The sequence below is a fragment of the Dyadobacter ginsengisoli DSM 21015 genome (genome assembly GCF_059568735.1).
On the sequence record NZ_JCANTY010000006.1, the window covers coordinates 466,394 to 486,021 of the forward strand.

Sequence of the window (19,628 nt, forward strand, 5' to 3'; positions counted from 1 at the left end):
TTTAAGCGGATCAGTGTAACCGAACCGCAGCGGATCTTATTGACCGTTAGTGACTTCGTAAAGATTAATGCGCCAAATCGAGGAATTGAATATGGCGAGTTTCCTGAGTCCCGACTTTTCCGGTTTTTCTATGTTTTCAGCAGACAGGATATAGTCGCATTGCATCGCGCGCAAGGCTTTATGCGAGAGGGTGATGGATCGACTGCGCGGCGCCATTCCCCTTGTCATATGGGTCTCGAAATAGGGGTGTCCCTGGTCATACACGATCACACACTGGCTACCCCAAAAGTCAAAGAATCCCCGGTTGGTTTCATTCTTTTCCAGTTCGGCGGCGATGATCTCCCTGAATCTCCGCTTGTAAGGAAGTGGATAATTGCTGGAATAACCATCGATAGTCTGCATTCCGTTATATTGAGCCACGGCTGGCGGTATGCCTATACTGGCTACCCGGTAGGATTGTACGGGTTTTTGAATATATGCTTTGATCTCGCCGAACACGCGTTCTGCGTAATAATCGTCATAGGTAAAGATGTAATGATAGGGGACGATCGGGACGATTTTCTTTACAAAATAGGTATAGTAAGCAGGCTGATAGGCAAAACAAATCACGAGCTGAGTGAATGCGATCACTGCAACTACTCTGCTACGATAAACCGGCATCACGAGCAGAATAGCCTGCCCGGCAGCGATATGCCACAGCAGCTGCAGAAAAATATGAAACCGTTCGAGGCTGAACATACGCAGCAGGTCCGATTGGTTACGCAGGCTCACGATCGGTTGCCAATGTAAGGCTGCAATATATATGCAGACCAGGACAATGGCGGCCAGGGTCATTGTCAAACCTGTGGGGAAAAGTCTTTTGCGGATAATGAAAGCTCCGTAGACCGTGCACACAAACGGCAACAGTACAAAAGTGTGCAGCGACAATGCGACATCGATGTTACCCAGCAAAAAATATCGCACAAATATTTTGACGCAAGTGAACAAGGATACGGGGAAACGACGCATCTCTACGCGGTGTGATACAAAACCTTCTCCTCCGAGGAGATTCTGGATCAGATCCATCTTCGTGGCAAGGTAAACAGTCAGCAAAATGCTGAATGCGAATAGTAGCCGCCGGTAAGGTACCTTTCTGATCATGTCATGCACGATCAGTACCGCTAATGCGGAAAGGATAAAAACGCCGGCCGACTGGAAATTCGAAGTGAACGGGAATGCCCCCAGGATCAACCAGTTCCATGTCGCTGGTTTGGAATTCCGGATGTTCAGAATGGCAAACAGGAGAAGTGGCTGCCCGGCAATGCTGAGGCCCCAGGTGGGTAAAAAGGGGGTGAATGCAAATGAAAGTGCTAGAAATGCAGAGGCCCAGATGTCCAGCCCCAGATGGCGCCGGCAAAGTAGCCACATGCCTGTGAGCGCAATTGCGCTGATCAGCAGGGTGTAAAACCGGTAAGCCTCGAACGTGGGTAATACGAGGTTGAGCCAATAATAGATGTTATAGGTGCTGACTAATGTGAATTTGGGTACACCTCCCAAAAATGACTCTACAATCGTGTACGGCGGTGCCCATGCATAGCCTTGCTGCGTTACGACGCGGTACCAAACCACAAAGGAATCCAGCGAATCGAATGCATTGAAGAATGAGCCGGACCCCAAAAAAAGGGTGGGAGCATGATAAAGTAAAAATACCGGCAACAAACCCAGAAGGTAATATTGCCGGTATTTAGCGCTCATAAACGAATATTTAATTGATTTTCAAGACTGCCATAAATGCTTCCTGCGGAATTTCAACATTGCCGACCTGGCGCATCCGTTTTTTACCTTTTTTCTGTTTTTCAAGCAGCTTGCGTTTCCGGGAAATATCGCCGCCGTAACATTTGGCCAAAACGTCCTTGCGCATTGCCTTTACCGTTTCACGGGCAATGATCTTCTGCCCGATGGCCGCCTGTATAGCGATTTCGAACATCTGGCGGGGGATCAGTTCACGGAGTTTTTCACAAAGCTTTTTACCCCACTCGTAGGATTTCGAACGGTGTACAATGGCGGACAATGCATCCACCGCCTCGCCATTCAGCATCACGTCCAGTTTCACCATGTCGGATTCCTGGTAACCGGCCAGTTCGTAATCCAGCGACGCGTATCCTCTTGAAATGGTTTTGAGCTTATCAAAAAAGTCAAAAACCACTTCTGCCAAAGGAATCAGGAATTGGAGTTCCACACGTTCGGCGGTCAGATAGATCTGATTTTTGAGGATACCCCGCTTGTCCATACACAGGTTCAGGATCGGACCAATGTAGTCAGCCTTGGTGATGATCTGTGCATTGATGTAAGGCTCCTCAATGTACTTGATATGGTTCGGTTCCGGCATTTCCGACGGAGCGCTGATATTCAATAACTTGTCTTTGGTGGTAAGTACTCGGAACTGCACCGACGGCACGGTGGTGATCACCGTCATATCGAATTCCCTTTCCAGACGCTCCTGTACGATCTCCATGTGCAGCATACCCAGGAAACCGCAACGAAACCCGAAGCCAAGTGCGGCCGAAGTTTCAGGCTCCCACACCAGGGCGGCGTCGTTGAGCTGCAATTTCTCCATTGCCTCGCGAAGCTCTTCGAACTCGCTGGTATCCACCGGGTAAATCCCGGCAAAAACCATCGGTTTTACTTCTGAAAAACCGACGATCGCTTCGCTTGCCGGCCGGTCGATGTGCGTGAATGTATCACCCACCTTCACTTCTTTGGCAACTTTGATTCCTGAAATCAGATAACCGACATCGCCGCATTCCACTACCTGCCGGGGAATTTGCTGCAAGCCCAAAGTGCCAATCTCGTCGGCTATATATTCCTTACCGGTGGCCATAAATTTCACTTTATCGCCCTTTTTGATACTTCCGTTTTTCACCCGGAATATAACCTCGATACCGCGGTAGGAGTTAAAAACCGAATCGAAGATCAAAGCCTGCAGCGGGCCGTCCGGGTCGCCGACGGGCGCAGGAATGCGTTCTACAATGGCATTCAATATATCTTCGATACCAATTCCTTCTTTGCCGCTGGCCGGGATGATGTCGGCGCGTTCACAACCCAGAAGATCTACCATTTCATCCTTGATTTCCTCGGGCATAGCACCAGGTAAATCGATCTTGTTGAGGACCGGTATGATAACCAGGTCGTGGTTGATAGCGAGATAGAGGTTTGAGATCGTCTGAGCTTCGGTACCTTGTGAAGCATCTACGAGCAGGAGCGCACCTTCGCAGGCGGCAATGGAGCGGGACACCTCATAGGAAAAATCCACGTGTCCCGGCGTGTCGATCAGGTTCAGTATATATTCTTCTCCTTTGTAAACATAGCTCATCTGGATCGCGTGGCTCTTAATCGTGATGCCCCGTTCACGTTCCAGGTCCATATTGTCGAGAAGCTGTGCCTGCATTTCGCGATGCGATACGGTTTTTGTGAATTCCAGCAAGCGATCTGCCAACGTGCTTTTCCCGTGGTCAATATGGGCAATAATGCAAAAATTACGGATTTTCTTCATGAAAGTGGTTCCTATTCAAATGCTTTGAATATATAGTTCAGGTCAAAGCAACCACAAAATTACGAGGGTAATTAATATTTCAACAGGTTTTCCAAGAGAAGTTCAAACTAAAAATGGTTCGGGCCGGGATCAGGCGGACGCTGCCTGCACGGAGCTCACGGATTTACGCCGGGGCCATACGTATAGGTAGTACCCCGTCAGGACAAGCGCGCAAAGCGGGAGAAGTTTGCCATAACGCACCATTGCGGCCGATAGCAGCGCCAGAAATAACAGGATTAGCGGATGAGAGACGAAATCAAGACCGGTTCGGATCCATTTTCGGACGGAATCAGGGCCTGTCTCCATAGAACATGGAACTACCTGATGGTTGTAGTCCACGCGGGTGAGTAGTCCCACAAGGAAAGCGCTGTGCAAATGGGGGTTGCAGACGATTTGTCGCCGCCATGCGAGCAACGACCCATAGGCGGTTACCAACGCAAAAAGGAACGGACCGAAAGTCATTTGCATCAGGATAACCATCGGCAAATGCAGCACCAGGGCAAGCAGCATGGCATAGGCCACGGTACTTCGCCTGCAAAGCAATGCGGCGATGCCCATCTGCAGCAGGATAATGCTGATGCCAATCACCTGGGAAAGTAGAAAGGGAGGGAGTAACCGCGCAACCCGTATGTAGGCGGGAATCTGATGCTTTGCGATCAGAAGCGTTTCAATACTCGTACCTGTCCACCAATCCTGGTCGAATACTTTGTTAAGATCCGCGCCGAGATACAGCACGACCAGCTGAAAGCGGATCAGGCCTGTCCCCGTTTCGGCATTGCTGAACGATGTGCACAAAAAAACACAGCCCGTAAACATATGGGCTACCGATATGCAGGTCTGGCAGGACAGGATGCCCGTTGCGAAGGAAAGTCCCACTCCGAACGCGGCCGTACGTACGTATGATGAAAATAACAGCAGACCGATGCTTCCCAGAAATAGTGCCTGAACACCCTGGTTGAACTGTGTATCGGTCCCTATTTTGTCCAGTATATCAATCAGAGGATAGAACCTGCCTGAACCCTGATTGCCGTTGAAAGGATGCTCACGGCTGAGGAGAAGGTATACGGAAAGAAGCCGGGCTGCGAGCACCAATTCTGGCGGCACAGCTTTTCCAAGGATATAAAAAGGATTGAGATGGCGCATGGCTTACAGACTGGCTTTCCAGAGATAAATCCTTTCCGGACCGTTATTCCGGCGATAGCGAATCATGACGCTGTCGGGATGATCCTTCATTTTTTGTTCTACGGATCGGACCAGGCGCGACAAATTGCCTTCCGAATGGCTTTCCCACTGCGTTTGCGCAATCCGGTAGCGGGCTTCCACAGCTTCCCGGCCCCAGCTTTTACCATCCCGGAAAACATCGATCTGATAGTGGACCTGCGTGGTGTGGGGAGCCCAGGACATGGTCCTAGTATCCCGGGTAAGCTCATAAATGGTATTAATGAGCTGTACAGAAAGAAACAGAATACCTGGTAGCCATCTTTTGGCGGAAAAGGAAGTCATGGATCTTAAGTAGATTTACAGGCAAAGGAGGTGAATGGCTGATGTGGAGTAAAAGTTAAGAAAATTATAATCGGAAATGGAAACCGGGTACAGAGAAAAAGCAGATTCGCGGCTAAACGGGGTGCTCAGTCATTTCTACCTGATTGAAACTGGCGCGGATCATGGGAAAAAGACATATCACCTATCGCCGAATCTGGAAATGATGCTGGTGTTCAACTTCGGCGCGCCCGTGTTTTTTTCGTTCGGAGAGGTGCAGATCGGGCGGCGTGCGGTGAAGGCAACGGAGGTTTTTGGCCCGTTGCGCAGAATGCTGAACTATGAATTAACGGAAAGCGCCGATCTGCTGATCCTGAATTTTACAATGAATGGCTTCTATCGTTTCTTTTCAGTGCCGATGGACGATTTTAAGGACAATATCGTGTCCAAGGATGTTGTTGCGAACCACCAGGAACGATTGGAGAGGATGTGGACTACGATGGCTTCGCTGGCATCGAGTGCCAGAATCGACTGGCTGAATGCGTACCTGCTGGCTAATCTTCTCGGAAATGAACCGGATTCACTGCCGTTGCTCGATGCGGCGGGCAGTTTTCATAACCTGCACGCCAGTCCGGTGAAAGCCATAGCCCGGCAGCACGGTATTACCGAGCGCACGGTCCAGGGGCGGTTCAGGAAGTACACCGGATATACCTCCAAAGAGCTGATCCGTTTCCTGCGGTTTAAGGAAATACTCCGGTTCCTGCTGACAATGCAACCGGAGACGGCAGTCGACTGGGCGATGCTGGTAGAGATGCACGGGTACCACGACCAAAGCCACCTGATCAAGGATTTTAGGTACTACACCGGTATGGCTCCCCGGAAGTTCATGAAAATGAATGAGCAGGATGGTTTCTGTATGACGAATGGCTAGCTAATGACGATAAGAATCAAAATTATACAAAATATTTAATCATTTGATTAAATATTTTGTATAAATCAAAAATCCACTTTACCTTTGAAACGTTCAAAGAATTCATGGCATGGCGAAAGTTGGAAAGGCAGAAATAGATCTCAGTACCGAAGAGAAAATCAAGGAGGCGGCTAGCATTGTATTTACAAAAAAGGGATATGGCAATGCGCGTACGAGGGATATTGCGGAAGAGGCGGGGATTAACCTGGCATTACTGAATTATTATTTCAGGAGCAAGGAGAAACTTTTCCAGATCGTGATGGCGGAGCGTATCGAAAAGTTGTTCGGGGTGCTCGCGCCAATCCTGAACGACGCTGGAACAACGCTGGATGAAAAGCTGGACAAGATCACCGAAAATTACATCAGCATGCTGCTGAAAAATCCGGACCTGCCCATTTTTGTGTTGAGCGAGATACGCAACAATCCGGAGCAACTGTCGAATCGCTTTCAGGCCAGAAAGCTCCTGACAGAGTCGGTTTTCATCAAGCAGCTCAAAGAGCGCCGCAGTGATATCAGCCCGTTCCATTTTTTGATGAATTTGCTGGGTATGACGCTTTTTCCCTTTGTGGCGAAGCCTGTGCTGCAACCCATTACGGGCAATGAAGAGGTTTACTATGCCATGATGGAACAGCGGAAAAAACTTATTCCGGGATGGATTAAAATGATGCTGGATCAAACTTGAAATTTTTTTGAACTGTAATTAATCAAATGATTAAATAAAACGAATAAATAAAATGATTAACCGGGTTACACAAGTGATTTGGATGTTGGGCTGCCTGGTGCTGGTATCGCAGGCACAGGCGCAGACGCTCACGATCCGACAGGCGTACGAACTGGCGCGCAAAAATTATCCGATGATCCGCCAATTCGACCTTATTGCGAAGACGAAGGACTATTCTGTTGAAAATGCTGCCAAGGCATATCTGCCACAGTTTTCAGTCCAGGGACAGGCCACCTATCAATCGGCGGTGACGGAGTTTAAACTGCCTGTTTCAGTTCCGGGCGTGGAGTTCCCGACGCTCAATAAAGACCAGTATAAGCTGTTGGGAGAGATAAATCAGGTGATTTACGATGGCGGGCAGGTGCGTACACAGGTACGCTCGCATGAGGTTAATGCTGCGGTAGAGTCACAGAAACTGGAAGTGGAACTGTACAAGCTGAATGAGCGGGTCAATCAATTGTTCTTTGGAGTGCTGACGCTGGATGAGCAACTCCGGCAGAATGAACTTTTGAAAAAGGACATTGCGCTGGGTATCAAAAAAGTACAGGCGTTGATCGACAATGGAACTGCATTCAGGAGTAATGCCAATTCCCTGAGGGCGGAGCTGCTCAAAGCCGAACAGCGCGATACCGATCTGAGGTCGAATCGCAAGGCATATGTCGCTATGCTGGGGTTGCTGATCAATCAACCACTGGATGAAACGGCCGTTCTTGAAAAACCGGTAGCCATGACGGTCGCAGCCGAGATCAGTCGCCCGGAACTCAAATTATACGACGTTCAGAATAAGAACCTGGATATCCAGTCTGAGCTGCTCAACGTGAAGAACCGGCCACGCCTTAACTTTTTCTTTCAGGGTGGTTTTGGAAGGCCCGCATTGAATATCCTGAGTAATGGCTTTGATCCTTACTATGTGACGGGCGTCAGGCTGAACTGGTCGTTGTCGGGGCTATATACCGCGAAAAAGGACCGTGAACTGATCAGAAACAACCGGGAATCGATCCGGTTGCAAAGGGAGACATTCGTATATAATACCAACCTGACGGTCCGGCAACAGTCTGCGGACGTCGACAAGTACCGGCAGTTACTGGATACCGACGACGAGATCATTGCCTTGCGGGAAGGAGTCAAAGTCACGGCCGCCGCCCAACTGGAAAATGGGGTGATCAACACCAATGATTACCTCCGTGAAGTGAATGCTGAGGATCAGGCCAGACTCAGCAAGATACTGCACGAAATTCAACTGCTGATGGCCCAGTACAGCCTGAACACAACGATGGGGCAGTCCATAGAATAAATCATACATCGATACAAATTCCATTTTACATGAAAACATATGCTTATCTGATTGCTTTGGGTGTGGCTTTGACGGCCTGCAACGGGAAGGAAAACCCATATGATGCTTCGGGGACGTTCGAGGCGGTAGAAACGATCGTTTCGGCCGAAGCCACGGGAAGGATTATTCAACTGAACCTGGAAGAAGGGCAGGCGCTGAAAGCCGGCCAGACTGTCGGGTATATTGACAGTCTCCAGTTATTTCTAAAAAAGAAGCAGCTTGAAGCGCAGATCCGGGCCACGGGTAGCCGCGTACCCGATATAATTGCTCAAACGAATGTCTATAAACAGCAGATCGCTGTATCGCAGGTAAGACTGGACAATCTCCTCCACGAGCAAAAGCGGATCCAAAACCTGCTGAAAGCCGATGCCGCGACACCCAAGCAACTGGATGACATCAATGCGCAGGTGGAGGAGCTGCAAAAACAGCTGGACGTGATCAGAAAACAGGATGCCGCGCAGACCTCTGTTTTGAGAACACAGACTTCCGGATTGCGGGGCGATGTGCTGCCGCTGTATGTGCAGATCGAGCAGACCAGCGATCAATTGGCCAAAACCAAAATAGTCAATGAGGTGAATGGCACCGTGCTGACCAAGTACGCTGAAGCGAATGAAGTCGCCTCTGCTGGTAAGCCACTCTACAAGATCGCGGATTTATCGACGCTGATCCTGCGCGCCTACGTGACGGGCGATCAGCTGCCAGGGATCAGGCTCAATCAACCGGTGAAAGTGTTGGTGGACGATGCCGGTGGGAAATACCGCGAATTGCCGGGAACCATCGAGTGGATCAGTAATAAGGCTGAATTTACGCCGAAGACGATCCAGACCAAAGACGAGCGCGCTAACCTGGTGTATGCGGTGAAAATCCGTGTCAAAAATGATGGTTTGCTCAAAATCGGGATGTATGGAGAAGTAGTGCTGAAATAATGGAAGCAATCATTGTCAATAACCTGACGAAAACGTACGGGAAGGAAAAGACCACGGCGGTAGACAATGTCTCGCTTACCGTCGGCCAGGGAGAACTTTTCGGGCTGATAGGGCCGGATGGAGCAGGCAAGACCAGTATTTTCAGAATGCTGACGACCCTGCTTTTGCCCGATAGTGGCAATGCGAGTGTGGATGGTTACGATATCGTGAATGATTTCCGGAAGATCAGGAGTTCGGTAGGGTATATGCCCGGCAAGTTTTCGCTCTATCAGGATCTGACGATCGAGGAAAACCTGAATTTCTTTGCCACGGTGTTCGGAACGACTATCGAAGAAAATTATCACCTGATCAAGGACATTTATGTGCAGATCGAACCGTTCAAAACACGCCGTGCGGGGAAACTCTCGGGCGGAATGAAGCAAAAGCTCGCATTATGCTGCGCATTGATCCACAAGCCGACTACCCTGTTTCTCGACGAGCCGACCACCGGTGTCGACCCGGTTTCGCGGAAAGAGTTTTGGGAAATGCTCAAAAGGTTGAAAGAACAGCACATCACCATCGTCGTTTCGACGCCCTATATGGATGAGGCTTCGCTTTGCGACCGCATTGCCCTGATACAGGGCGGGCGGATCCTTTCGATCGATACCCCTGAAAACATTGTAGGGAGTTATCCCGAGCCGCTTTTCGCGATCCGGAGCAAAGAAATGTACCGTTTGCTGCGGCTATTGGAGGCGCATCCCGACGTACAGCGAAGCTACGCGTTCGGGGAGTACGCACATGCCACTTTCAGGAATGTACCGGATCCGGCGACATTAGAACAGTACCTCGAAGAGCAGGGACTTCCAGGTGTGGAAGTGAAGCGCATTACTGCCACGATCGAGGATTCATTTATCCAGTTATTGAACTAAAAGCGGCTTAGGCTGAAAAGATATGATGCAGGATGACAAAGTGATTATCTGTGAAAGGCTCACCAAGCGTTTCGGGGATTTTACGGCTGCCAACGAAATAACTTTTGACGTCAACAAAGGCGAAATCTTCGGTTTTCTGGGAGCCAACGGCGCCGGAAAAACGACCGCGATGCGCATGTTGTGCGGGCTGTCTGCTCCCACTTCCGGGAAGGCTTCCATTGCGGGATATGATGTATATACCCAAACCGAACAGATTAAGAGGAACATCGGGTATATGAGCCAGAAATTCTCGCTGTACGAAAACCTGACCGTGCTGGAGAATATCGAATTTTTTGGCGGGATCTACGGACTTTCGGATCAGCAGATCGAAGCGAAGACGCAGGAATTGTTGCACCGACTGGGCCTGAAAAGCGAAGCCAACAAGCTGGTGGCCTCCCTGCCGTTGGGATGGAAGCAGAAATTGTCGTTTTCCGTCGCTGTGCTGCACGAGCCGAGGATTGTTTTTCTGGATGAACCGACCGGCGGTGTCGATCCGGTGACCAGGCGGCAGTTCTGGGACTTGATCTACGAAGCTGCGGACCGTGGGATTACCGTATTTGTGACGACACATTATATGGACGAAGCCGAGTACTGCAACCGTATATCCATTATGGTTGACGGGAAAATGGAGGTAGTAGACACACCCGCAAATCTGAAAGCCCGATTCGGCGTGCGATCGATGGATGAAGTTTTTTACCAACTGGCCCGCGGTGCCAAAAGAGGAGATTAGTCATGAAACAATTCATCGCATTTGTCAGGAAAGAGTTTTTCCATGTACTGCGTGACCGACGGACGTTGCTGATCCTGTTCGGTATGCCCGTTGCCCAGATACTGATTTTTGGTTTCGCACTAACCAATGAGGTGAAGGACTCCGAAATCCTGGTGGTGGACTATGCCCGGGATGATGCCTCGCAGGAGTTGATCACGCGCATCGGTGCAAGCCGGTATTTCAACATCCGCCAGGCCGCGCTGAGTCACCAGGAGATCCTGAGGACTTTTCGGAAAGGCAAAATCAAAGCAGTACTGGTATTCCCGGCGCATTTCAATAACGATTTGCTGCATAACAACAGGGCGCAGATCCAGATTATTACCGACGCGACGGACATCAACACCGCCAATATGATCACCAGCTATCTATCTGCCATTATCCGGGATTATCAGAACCAGGTGAACGGGAGCCTCGATATGCCCTACCGCATTATTCCGGAGACGAGGATGCTCTATAACCCGCAGTTGAAAGGTGCTCACGGGTTTGTTCCCGGCGTAATGGCGCTGGTATTGATGCTCGTATCGGTGATGATGACCGCTATTGCCATTGTGCGGGAGAAGGAAACCGGAACGATGGAGATTTTGCTGGTATCCCCGTTTAAACCGGTGCTCGTGATTTTTGCCAAAGCATTTCCATATCTCATCCTGTCGCTGGTAAATGTGAGCGCGATCCTGTTTCTGAGCGTTTTTGTATTGGATTTGCCGGTAAAGGGGAGTCTGCCGTTGCTGTTTGCAGAAAGTACATTGTTTATCATCACCTGCCTTGCATTGGGAATATTCATTTCTATCAAAACCGAATCCCAGCAGATCGCCATGCTCATTTCCCTGATGGGAATGCTGCTGCCGACAATGATGTTTAGCGGATTCTTGTTTCCGATCGAAAATATGCCGGTGCCCTTGCAGATCATCTCGAATATAGTGCCGTCCAAATGGTTTTACGTGATCGTCAAATCGATCATGATCAAGGGTTTGGGTTTGCATGCGTTGTGGAAAGAAACGCTGATCCTGTTTGGGATGACGGTTTTCCTGCTGGCTATTAGTTTGAAAAGTTTCAAAATTCGGTTGCAATGAGGACTTTAAGATTTTTGCTGCGTAAAGAATTCAAACAGATCTTCCGGGACAAATCGATTGTCGCGCTGATCTTCTTCATGCCGATGGTACAGCTGATCCTGATGCCGCTCGCGGCGGATTATGAAGTGAGGAACATCAATTTGTCGGTAGTCGACCATGACAAATCAACCTACTCGCAGAAGCTGATCTCCAAAGTGATCGCTTCCGGCTATTTCAGATTAAGCGGTTACAATGATTCTTTCAGGGCAGCGCTCCGGTTGATCGAATCGGACCAGGCAGACCTGATCCTCGAAATCCCGCAAGGTTTTGAGAAAAACCTGATCCGGGAAGATGAGCAGAAGCTGTTTGTTGCCGTCAATGCGATCAATGGTACCAAAGCGAGCCTGGGAGGTTCTTACCTGGGGAGCATCATCGGAGATTTCAATGCAGATATCCGTATGCAGCTGGTTCTGCCACCGCGGTTCAGCCAGTTTCCGGTCATCGATGTAGTCCCTTCCAATTGGTTCAACCCGATCCTGAATTACAAGATCTTCATTGTTCCGGGCATTCTTGCGATCCTGGTGACCATGGTGGGAGGTTTTCTGTCGGCTCTGAATATTGTGAGGGAGAAGGAGATCGGCACAATCGAGCAGATCAACGTGACGCCGATCAGGAAGCACATTTTTATCCTGGGAAAACTGATCCCGTTCTGGGTATTGGCCAACATCGTCTTTACGATTGGTCTCCTCCTTGCGCGGTTTGTGTATGGGATAGTTCCTGTGGGAAGCCTGGTGGTGCTTTATGTCTTCATTTCCGTCTACTTGCTGACGGTGCTGGGTTTCGGGCTGCTGGTTTCGACATTTTGTGACACCCAGCAGCAGGCGATGTTCATCATGTTCTTTTTCATGATGCTATTTATACTGCTGGGTGGACTATTTACCTCTATCGATAGCATGCCAGAATGGGCAAAAGTGATCACGTGGTTCAATCCGGTGCGATACATGATCGAGGTCATGCGGATGGTTATTCTCAAAGGCAGCGGTTTTTCGGATGTGCTGCCGCATCTGGGTATTGTGAGCCTGATGGCCCTGGTCCTGAATGGCTGGGCCGTTTTGAATTACAAAAAAACCAACTGACGATCAACCGATCTCGACCATCGCCTTGATGACCCCATTCGCGGGATCGAGCCAGCTTTCGAATTCCTCCTTCACCTGCCCGAATGCGACCCGGTGAGTGATATAGGTTTTCGGATCGACCAGGCCATTTTTCATGCTGTGGATGACGTGCTCGAAATCGGCCCTGGTCGCATTCCGGCTGCTCATCAAAGTCGCTTCCCGCTTGTGAAATTCAGGGTGACTGAAACTGATTTCGCCTTTTTGCAGGCCTACCAGCACATATTTCCCGCTATGCGCGAGGTATCCGAATGCAGTATTGATGGCCCGCAGATTGCCGGTGGCGTCGATGATCACCGTAGGCATGTCGCCATTGGTAATTTCCATAAGACGGTCCATAACGTTTTCGGTGAGGCCATTAACGGTATATTCCACGCCGATGCGTTCGCGGCAGAAATCAAGCCGGCCGTCATTGATATCCAGCGCAATGACCCTCCCTCCTGCAATGCGGGCAAACTTCATCGCACCAAGGCCGATCGGGCCTGCGCCGACCACGAGGACCATCTCGTCCTTACGTACGTCCGCACGTCTGACGCCATGCGCGCCTATCGCGAGCGGTTCTACGAGCGCAAGCTCATCGAAGCTGAGGCCATCGCCGTGTACGAGCGAGTAGGAGGGGACCGAAAGGTATTCTACCATTCCTCCGTCGATATGCACACCCGAGACTTTTAAACTGGTGCAGCAGTTGGGCTTTCCGTTCCGGCAGGCCACGCATTTTCCGCAGTTGAAGTAAGGCACAAATGTGACCGCCTCGCCGGATTGGAAACCTGGTGCGTCGGTCTCGACGATTTCTCCTGCCAGTTCATGGCCCAGGATCCTGGGATAGTTGAAAAAAGGCTGAGTGCCTTCAAATGCATGAAGGTCGGTACCGCAAATGCCTATTCTGCGGATCTTAATGAGCGTATGGCCAGGTGTGGCTACCGGCTGTTCAGTTTGTTCGTATGAAAAACTGCCTGGTGTGGTGCAAACGAGTACTTCCATTGCAAATAGGTTTCAGGAGTTGGCGAGTGCGCGGTCGAGGTGGACGTAGCCACCGTCGACATAAATCAGCTGGCCGGTTGTATGGCTGGATCTTTGTGAAAGGAGGAAAACGGTCATGTTGGCGATTTCTTCCGCTGTGGTCATCCTGTTTTCGAACGGGATATTGGCTACAATGGATTCCAGCTTTTCTTTCGGATTAGGTAAAGTCTCGATCCACTTTTCGTACAGGGGCGTCCAGCATTCAGCTACGATCACGGAGTTGACGCGGATGCCATATTTGAGCAATTCCACTGCCCATTCCCGGGTAAGCGCATTGCGACCGCCATTGGAAGCAGCATAGGCTGAGGTTCCTCCCTGGCCGGTGTCGGCCGTTTTGGAACTGATATTCACAATAGATCCTTTCGAAGCCTTTAGGGCAGGGAGCGCATAATGCGCCATCAGGTAATAGTGCACGACATTTTTGTGCAATGAGGCTACGAAGCCCTCATAGCTGCCATTTTCGAGGCCCACTCCATCATTGACGCCCGCATTGTTGACCAGCCCGTCGATGCGGCCGTATTTTTCCAGCACTGCATTTACCGCCTTTTCGGATGCTTCGGGCGTGGTCAGTTCAGCCGGGACCTGAAATGATTCTTTGCCTTGCGCAGCCAGTTCATCGACCACCTTTTGGTTATCCGCTGCATTTCTTCCCACAATGACAGGAATAGCACCTTCCGATGCGAGTACCTGCACAATACCTTCACCGATCCCCTTGGCGCCACCGGTGACAATGATCACTTTATTCTGAAGTTGTAAATCCATTATTGATTGATATAAGCTTTGCAATGAACTAAATATGCCTTAATGCGAAGTGCTTAGTGTAACACTTTTCACTGAACTGTTCCGGATCGCGAAGTATAGTACTACGAAAAAACAAACGGCAGGGACTATGTAGGCTGTCTGGATGGACGAAATATCGGACACCTGACCCATAATTACCGGGAAAAATGCACCGCCGACGATCGACATGATCACGAGCGAGGAACCGATTTTGGTTTTCTCGCCCAGTCCGCGGATACTCAGCGCGAAGATGGTCGGGAACATGATCGACATGAAGAACTCCACGCCTACCAACGCATATACGGAGAACATTCCTTCCGTCAGGACGGCAATCACCAGGAGCACAATGTTGATAATGCTGTAAAGTGCCAGCAGTCGCGATGGCGCAACAAAACGCATGAGATAGGTTCCAATAAAACGGCCGATCATAAAAGCCAGCAATGCGCCGGAGAGCAGGTAAGCAGCGGTTTTTTCGTCGATACCTGCCACCTTATCCGCAAAACGAATAAAGAAGCTACTGATGCAAACCTGTGCGCCGACGTAAAAGAACTGTGCTGTGGTGCCCAATATGAGGTTCTTTTCGCCCCAGATTGAGCCATTTGCTTTCTGTTGAGGCTCGTCCTCGCCTTTTATTTCCGGAAGTGAAGTCCGCCAGATCATTACGGCGACGATCAACACCACCAATCCGATCAGTATAAACGGGATCTGCACTGAAGAGGCTTCTTCGTTCAGATAACTGTTCAGCTGGTCCGGTGACATGGCCTGTTGCTCTGTATCGGTCAGTGTTTTACCCGAAAGGATAAACTTGCCTCCCATCAGCGGGGCAAGGAATGCCGCGAGCCCATTGAATGATTGTGCAAAATTGAGGCGTTGGGTTGCAGAGTCGGCGTCGCCCAGGACGGTAATGTAGGGATTTGCCGCGGTTTCCAGCATCGTCAGACCGCTGGCGATCACAAATAAGGCAAACAGGAAAAAACCGAAATGCCGTATTTCAGCCGCCGGGTAGAAGAGAAAAGCCCCGGTTGCAAACAGCAGCAATCCCAGTGCAATACCTGCTTTGTAGCCGTATTTTTTCATGAACAGACCAGCAGGCAGCGCGACGAGAAAGTAGGCAATGTAGGATGCCGAATCGATGAGTGCGGATTGAAAGTCGCTGAGCTGACAGGCTTTTTTCAGGTGCGGGATGAGGATCGGGTTCAGATTGAGGGCAAAACCCCAGAGGAAAAACAGTGATGTAATAAGGATGACAGCCAGCCGCGTTTTACGATCGGTCATAAAGGTCAGGTTTAATAGAATTTGGAACGGTTGTAAAGTAAAACAAAACAATGCAAAGGAATTATATTTTTTTGCGAAGATGTTGTTTTTAACCAAATCGAAATTCAGGCCTTTTGCATTAACGAGCTGGCACAGACGGCATCAGTGGATGTTGAGTTGTTGCTGAACTTCTTCCTTTTTTCTTCGTGATACCTCGATTTTGGAGCCGTCGGAAAGGATAATAAATTCATTGTTATTGCTGATCCGGACAATGTGGTCGAGATTGACCAGATGAGATTTATGTGTGCGGACGAACCGGAATTTTTCAAGCGTTTCCTCGAAGTGTTTGAGGGTTTTGCTTGCAATGAAGGGACGCTTGCCACGCAGGTGGATGATTGTGTAGTTACGGTCGGCTTCAAGGCGCAGAATGTCGTGGATCATGAAGAAGAAAACACCCTCACTGGACGGTACTGCAAGCCTGTAATCATTTATATCCCTTTTCTCGATATTGGTGGCCAGGTTTTCATAAAGCAGCTGGGTTTGACGGAAGGTTTCCTGATTTGTCAGATGGCGTTTCACAGCCTCGTGGAGGTCGTCCGGGCAAATGGGTTTCAAAAGATAGTCGAGCGCGCTGAACCGTATCGCCTGGATCGCGTATTGGTTGTATGCGGTGGTGAAGATGACGTCGAATTGAGGACTGGTCAGAGACAGGAGAAAGTCAAACCCGGATTCATAAGGCATTTCGACATCGAGGAACACAATTTCGGGCTGATAAAATTCCAGAATCGCCCTGGCTTCTTCTGCTGATCCTGCAGATCGTATTTCTGTGATTTCAGGCACAAAGTTGACGATAAACTGATGAAGCACATTTCTCGCTCTGGGCTCATCGTCAATGATCAAGGCTCTTATCATATGCATTTGGATTGAAAACCCGTTGTAGAGGATATCTCTGTTGTGATTTCTCTCACAAAATATGATAAGGCTTACGAAGCAACGTATTTCAATGTCCGAATGGAGTCAAATGATTATCAAAAGGATTACCTAATTTCCTGCAAAGTGGCCGGATTTGGGTGCTCAAGACCGCGGTTGGAGTGCTCAATGTGGCTCGCTGCCGTACGCAAGCGGTTTTTTCTGGAAACTGTAAATTAAATAAAACAGGGCAGGAAGAATAAGGAGGCTGCCGAGCAGTAGTGCCATGGCCAGCGCCTGAATGGTTTTTCCCTGACCGGCATGTTCGGTCAGAGACAGGTAGCCGCCTCCTTTCAGTATGACAATGTTGGGGAAATGCCTGAAAGTCGTCGTCAGGAGGATCATCGTTACCTGGAAACCAGCCAGCGGGCGAAGCAAAGAGATCTTTCCCCTGTACAGCAGCACCCACATCCACACCAGCGACAAGGTGGCCGACAGGATGGCGATCCGGCCAACCCAGTTTCCGAAAACCCAATCGATAAGCGGGATACGCTCATACCAGGCAGCGGCAAAAACCAATATTCCGCAGATCACAGCGGCTATGTTGAAGAACTGGGCCTTGTGGGCAAAACGCAACCGTTCATGCTCGACCTGGGTTTCGCCGATCAGATACACAGAGGCAAGAAAACCGCAGATCGAGACGGTGAACAGGCCGACGGTGATCGAAAACCAATGCAGCCAGCTGAAAACATAGGCATCAGCAAATGACTTAGCAGTCGGGTCGATATGGCCGGAAACGGCGCTGCCGGCGATAATGCCCAAAAAAAGCGGGGTAGTGAAGCTGGAAATGGCGAATATGGTATTATAAAGATGCTGCATATCGTCGACAACCGCATCGTAATGCCTGAACGTGAAGGCGGTGCCCCGTGCTATAATGCCGATCAGCATGATTGTCAGGGGAATATGCAGGTTAACCGACATCGTGGCATAAATCACAGGAAACCCCACAAAAAGGATCACAATCGCAATGATCAGCCACATATGGTTGGCTTCCCAGATCGGTCCGATGGCCGAGTAAAGTGTTTTGCGGGTAACCTGCTTGTTTTTTTGAGACGTAAAAAGCTCAATAATCCCCGCGCCAAAATCTGCCCCGCCCAGGAGCAGATAAAGCAGAATGGACGCCCAGAGGTAGGTGATGACGATGTAGAGCATTGTTAATTTTGAATGAGTGAATATCTTTGGAATAGGAGCAGGATTACCGTCGAAACCGGGATGAAAGCAATTTCATTCAATCATTGTGATCATAAAGCTCCCCGACCATTTTGATCTGGCGGTAGAGCATGAACACTACGAAAATGGCCAGCGAGGCATAAATGGCGGAAAAAAGATAGAATGAATAGGCAACGCCGGGCATTGGGGTGACGGCATCTGCAGTGCGCATGACACCGTAGATGATCCAGGGTTGCCTGCCTACTTCTGTGACTGTCCACCCGGCTTCTACCGCGATAAAACCCAAGGGCGTAGCCAGCGCGAACAGTTTCAGCAGCCATGCTTTCTGCAACCACGTACGCTTTTTCCACAATGCGGTAAAATAGAGCACGGCGATGAGCATCATGGTCATACCCATTCCCACCATCACCTGGAATGCATAATGTGTGATGGCTACCGGCGGATGATTTTCCTTTGGAATGCGGTCAAGGCCTGTTACTTCCGCTTTGAAATTGCCATGGGCGAGAAAACTCAGAAAACCGGGCAGTTTGATCGCCAGATCCACTTCCTGCCGTTCCTCATCCGGAATACCGCCTACCAGGAGTGAGGCCGACTTTTCGGTATGGAAATGCGCTTCCATTGCTGCCAGCTTGGCCGGCTGCCGGATGGCCACATCCTTGGCGGAAATATCTCCGCTCAGCGGCTGGACCAATGCGGCTACGCAGCCGAACACCGCCGCGATTGTGAATGATTTAGTATGAAAAAGCACATTACTACCACGCAGGATCATGAACGCGTGCACACCGGCTACCGCGAAGCCCGTGGCTGCGAACGCTGCGATCGTCATGTGCAAGGCTTGTGAAAACCACGCATCGTTGAACATGGCAGCAATGGGATCGATGTTGAGATATTGCCCATTCACATAGTCGAAGCCGGCGGGGCTGTTCATCCAGGCATTGGCTGCGACTACAAGTATCCCGGATGCCAGGCCGCTGACACCCACTACGACGCCGGTGAACCAGTGGAACCATGGATTGAAGCGGCCCCACCCATAAAGGAAAAAGCCCAGGGCGATCGCTTCAATAAAAAATGCCGTTCCTTCAAGGGAAAACGGCATTCCGAAAATGGGACCGGCGTGTTTCATAAATCCGGGCCACAAAAGCCCCAGCTCGAAAGAAAGCACAGTTCCCGATACGGCGCCGGTTGCAAAGAAAATAGCCACCCCTTTGCTCCATGCCTTCGTAACGTTTTTATAGACGGGCTGACCGGTTTTGAGGTAATAGTAATGGGCGACGGCCATAAAGAATGGCATGACCATCCCGATGCATGAAAATATGATATGAAAACCCAGGGAGAGGGCCATTTGGGATCTGGCGGCAATGAAGTCGTTCATGGGAAATAGATTTACTGAAAAAATATCGTTTTCCGGGTTAGGAACAGCTGCCAAGGGTATTTCAAAACTAAGGAAGTCTTTTTAGAAGAACCATCATTTGCACTAAAATGATCAGGTTTCCGGCCT

At 49.8% G+C, this 19,628-nt stretch carries 18 protein-coding genes; 8 read left to right on the plus strand and 10 right to left on the minus strand.

All coding sequences use genetic code 11. The annotated features are described in order from the left end of the window. Positions 1 to 36: 36 nt before the first annotated feature. The 4 genes from BP71_RS23670 to BP71_RS23685 form a co-directional block, all read right to left on the minus strand. Positions 37 to 1,734, minus strand: a complete 1,698-nt coding sequence (locus BP71_RS23670; protein ID WP_496383840.1) for a DUF6044 family protein — start codon at positions 1,732 to 1,734, stop codon at positions 37 to 39. A gap of 10 nt (positions 1,735 to 1,744) precedes the next feature. Next, on the minus strand, positions 1,745 to 3,532 hold the full coding sequence (gene lepA, locus BP71_RS23675) for a translation elongation factor 4 (protein ID WP_496383842.1): 1,788 nt from the start codon (positions 3,530 to 3,532) through the stop codon (positions 1,745 to 1,747). Positions 3,533 to 3,661: 129 nt separating this feature from the next. Continuing rightward, positions 3,662 to 4,714, minus strand: coding sequence for an HTTM domain-containing protein (locus BP71_RS23680; protein ID WP_496383844.1), 1,053 nt, complete (start codon positions 4,712 to 4,714; stop codon positions 3,662 to 3,664). A gap of 3 nt (positions 4,715 to 4,717) precedes the next feature. Further along, positions 4,718 to 5,074: a hypothetical protein gene (locus tag BP71_RS23685; RefSeq protein WP_496383846.1), complete on the minus strand. Its 357-nt coding sequence runs from the start codon at positions 5,072 to 5,074 to the stop codon at positions 4,718 to 4,720. A 76-nt stretch (positions 5,075 to 5,150) separates the two neighbouring features. On the opposite strand from BP71_RS23685, the gene BP71_RS23690 reads away from it, so the two are divergent. The 8 genes from BP71_RS23690 (at position 5,151) to BP71_RS23725 (ending at position 12,901) form a co-directional block, all read left to right on the plus strand. After that, positions 5,151 to 5,981: a helix-turn-helix transcriptional regulator gene (locus BP71_RS23690; protein ID WP_496383848.1), complete on the plus strand. Its 831-nt coding sequence runs from the start codon at positions 5,151 to 5,153 to the stop codon at positions 5,979 to 5,981. Between the two features lie 109 nt (positions 5,982 to 6,090). Beyond that, complete coding sequence (locus BP71_RS23695; RefSeq protein WP_496383850.1) at positions 6,091 to 6,702, plus strand: TetR/AcrR family transcriptional regulator; 612 nt, start codon at positions 6,091 to 6,093, stop codon at positions 6,700 to 6,702. 52 nt (positions 6,703 to 6,754) lie between these two features. Next, positions 6,755 to 8,035 carry a TolC family protein gene (locus BP71_RS23700; protein ID WP_496383852.1) on the plus strand — a complete coding sequence of 427 codons (1,281 nt, stop codon included), beginning with the start codon at positions 6,755 to 6,757 and terminating at the stop codon, positions 8,033 to 8,035. A 29-nt stretch (positions 8,036 to 8,064) separates the two neighbouring features. Next, positions 8,065 to 9,000, plus strand: a complete 936-nt coding sequence (locus tag BP71_RS23705) for an HlyD family secretion protein (protein WP_496383854.1) — start codon at positions 8,065 to 8,067, stop codon at positions 8,998 to 9,000. Beyond that, complete coding sequence (locus BP71_RS23710) at positions 9,000 to 9,908, plus strand: ABC transporter ATP-binding protein (protein WP_496383856.1); 909 nt, start codon at positions 9,000 to 9,002, stop codon at positions 9,906 to 9,908. The genes BP71_RS23705 and BP71_RS23710 overlap by 1 nt, the downstream gene beginning before the upstream one ends. Positions 9,909 to 9,930: 22 nt before the next feature. Next, complete coding sequence (locus BP71_RS23715) at positions 9,931 to 10,677, plus strand: ABC transporter ATP-binding protein (protein WP_496383858.1); 747 nt, start codon at positions 9,931 to 9,933, stop codon at positions 10,675 to 10,677. 2 nt (positions 10,678 to 10,679) lie between these two features. Continuing rightward, positions 10,680 to 11,786, plus strand: a complete 1,107-nt coding sequence (locus tag BP71_RS23720; protein WP_496383860.1) for an ABC transporter permease — start codon at positions 10,680 to 10,682, stop codon at positions 11,784 to 11,786. Then, on the plus strand, positions 11,783 to 12,901 hold the full coding sequence (locus BP71_RS23725) for an ABC transporter permease (RefSeq protein WP_496383861.1): 1,119 nt from the start codon (positions 11,783 to 11,785) through the stop codon (positions 12,899 to 12,901). The genes BP71_RS23720 and BP71_RS23725 overlap by 4 nt, the downstream gene beginning before the upstream one ends. Positions 12,902 to 12,904: 3 nt before the next feature. Here the strand turns inward: BP71_RS23725 and BP71_RS23730 are convergent, their stop codons facing one another. From BP71_RS23730 to BP71_RS23755, 6 genes are all read right to left on the minus strand, one after another. Beyond that, positions 12,905 to 13,918, minus strand: a complete 1,014-nt coding sequence (locus tag BP71_RS23730) for a zinc-binding alcohol dehydrogenase family protein (RefSeq protein WP_496383863.1) — start codon at positions 13,916 to 13,918, stop codon at positions 12,905 to 12,907. Positions 13,919 to 13,930: 12 nt separating this feature from the next. Beyond that, the gene (locus tag BP71_RS23735; protein ID WP_496383865.1) at positions 13,931 to 14,719 is read right to left on the minus strand and encodes an SDR family oxidoreductase; all 789 of its coding nucleotides are present in this window, start codon (positions 14,717 to 14,719) and stop codon (positions 13,931 to 13,933) included. 39 nt (positions 14,720 to 14,758) lie between these two features. Then, entirely contained in the window at positions 14,759 to 16,012 is a 1,254-nt protein-coding gene (fucP, locus tag BP71_RS23740) for an L-fucose:H+ symporter permease (RefSeq protein WP_496383867.1), read from the minus strand. 141 nt (positions 16,013 to 16,153) lie between these two features. Then, positions 16,154 to 16,903 carry a LytR/AlgR family response regulator transcription factor gene (locus tag BP71_RS23745; RefSeq protein ID WP_496383869.1) on the minus strand — a complete coding sequence of 250 codons (750 nt, stop codon included), beginning with the start codon at positions 16,901 to 16,903 and terminating at the stop codon, positions 16,154 to 16,156. 183 nt (positions 16,904 to 17,086) lie between these two features. Beyond that, complete coding sequence (locus tag BP71_RS23750; protein WP_496383871.1) at positions 17,087 to 18,112, minus strand: cytochrome d ubiquinol oxidase subunit II; 1,026 nt, start codon at positions 18,110 to 18,112, stop codon at positions 17,087 to 17,089. Positions 18,113 to 18,188: 76 nt separating this feature from the next. After that, positions 18,189 to 19,502 carry a cytochrome ubiquinol oxidase subunit I gene (locus tag BP71_RS23755; protein WP_496383873.1) on the minus strand — a complete coding sequence of 438 codons (1,314 nt, stop codon included), beginning with the start codon at positions 19,500 to 19,502 and terminating at the stop codon, positions 18,189 to 18,191. Between the last annotated feature and the right edge of the window lie 126 nt (positions 19,503 to 19,628).

Excerpts from the sequence above, each read along its gene's own strand:
- BP71_RS23670 (WP_496383840.1), bottom strand. The coding sequence starts at position 1,734 with ATGAGCGCTAAATACCGGCAATATTACCTTCTGGGTTTGTTGCCGGTA.
- lepA (WP_496383842.1), bottom strand. The coding sequence starts at position 3,532 with ATGAAGAAAATCCGTAATTTTTGCATTATTGCCCATATTGACCACGGG.
- BP71_RS23680 (WP_496383844.1), bottom strand. The coding sequence starts at position 4,714 with ATGCGCCATCTCAATCCTTTTTATATCCTTGGAAAAGCTGTGCCGCCA.
- BP71_RS23685 (WP_496383846.1), bottom strand. The coding sequence starts at position 5,074 with ATGACTTCCTTTTCCGCCAAAAGATGGCTACCAGGTATTCTGTTTCTT.
- BP71_RS23690 (WP_496383848.1), top strand. The coding sequence starts at position 5,151 with ATGGAAACCGGGTACAGAGAAAAAGCAGATTCGCGGCTAAACGGGGTG.
- BP71_RS23695 (WP_496383850.1), top strand. The coding sequence starts at position 6,091 with ATGGCGAAAGTTGGAAAGGCAGAAATAGATCTCAGTACCGAAGAGAAA.
- BP71_RS23700 (WP_496383852.1), top strand. The coding sequence starts at position 6,755 with ATGATTAACCGGGTTACACAAGTGATTTGGATGTTGGGCTGCCTGGTG.
- BP71_RS23705 (WP_496383854.1), top strand. The coding sequence starts at position 8,065 with ATGAAAACATATGCTTATCTGATTGCTTTGGGTGTGGCTTTGACGGCC.
- BP71_RS23710 (WP_496383856.1), top strand. The coding sequence starts at position 9,000 with ATGGAAGCAATCATTGTCAATAACCTGACGAAAACGTACGGGAAGGAA.
- BP71_RS23715 (WP_496383858.1), top strand. The coding sequence starts at position 9,931 with ATGATGCAGGATGACAAAGTGATTATCTGTGAAAGGCTCACCAAGCGT.
- BP71_RS23720 (WP_496383860.1), top strand. The coding sequence starts at position 10,680 with ATGAAACAATTCATCGCATTTGTCAGGAAAGAGTTTTTCCATGTACTG.
- BP71_RS23725 (WP_496383861.1), top strand. The coding sequence starts at position 11,783 with ATGAGGACTTTAAGATTTTTGCTGCGTAAAGAATTCAAACAGATCTTC.
- BP71_RS23730 (WP_496383863.1), bottom strand. The coding sequence starts at position 13,918 with ATGGAAGTACTCGTTTGCACCACACCAGGCAGTTTTTCATACGAACAA.
- BP71_RS23735 (WP_496383865.1), bottom strand. The coding sequence starts at position 14,719 with ATGGATTTACAACTTCAGAATAAAGTGATCATTGTCACCGGTGGCGCC.
- fucP (WP_496383867.1), bottom strand. The coding sequence starts at position 16,012 with ATGACCGATCGTAAAACGCGGCTGGCTGTCATCCTTATTACATCACTG.
- BP71_RS23745 (WP_496383869.1), bottom strand. The coding sequence starts at position 16,903 with ATGATAAGAGCCTTGATCATTGACGATGAGCCCAGAGCGAGAAATGTG.
- BP71_RS23750 (WP_496383871.1), bottom strand. The coding sequence starts at position 18,112 with ATGCTCTACATCGTCATCACCTACCTCTGGGCGTCCATTCTGCTTTAT.
- BP71_RS23755 (WP_496383873.1), bottom strand. The coding sequence starts at position 19,502 with ATGAACGACTTCATTGCCGCCAGATCCCAAATGGCCCTCTCCCTGGGT.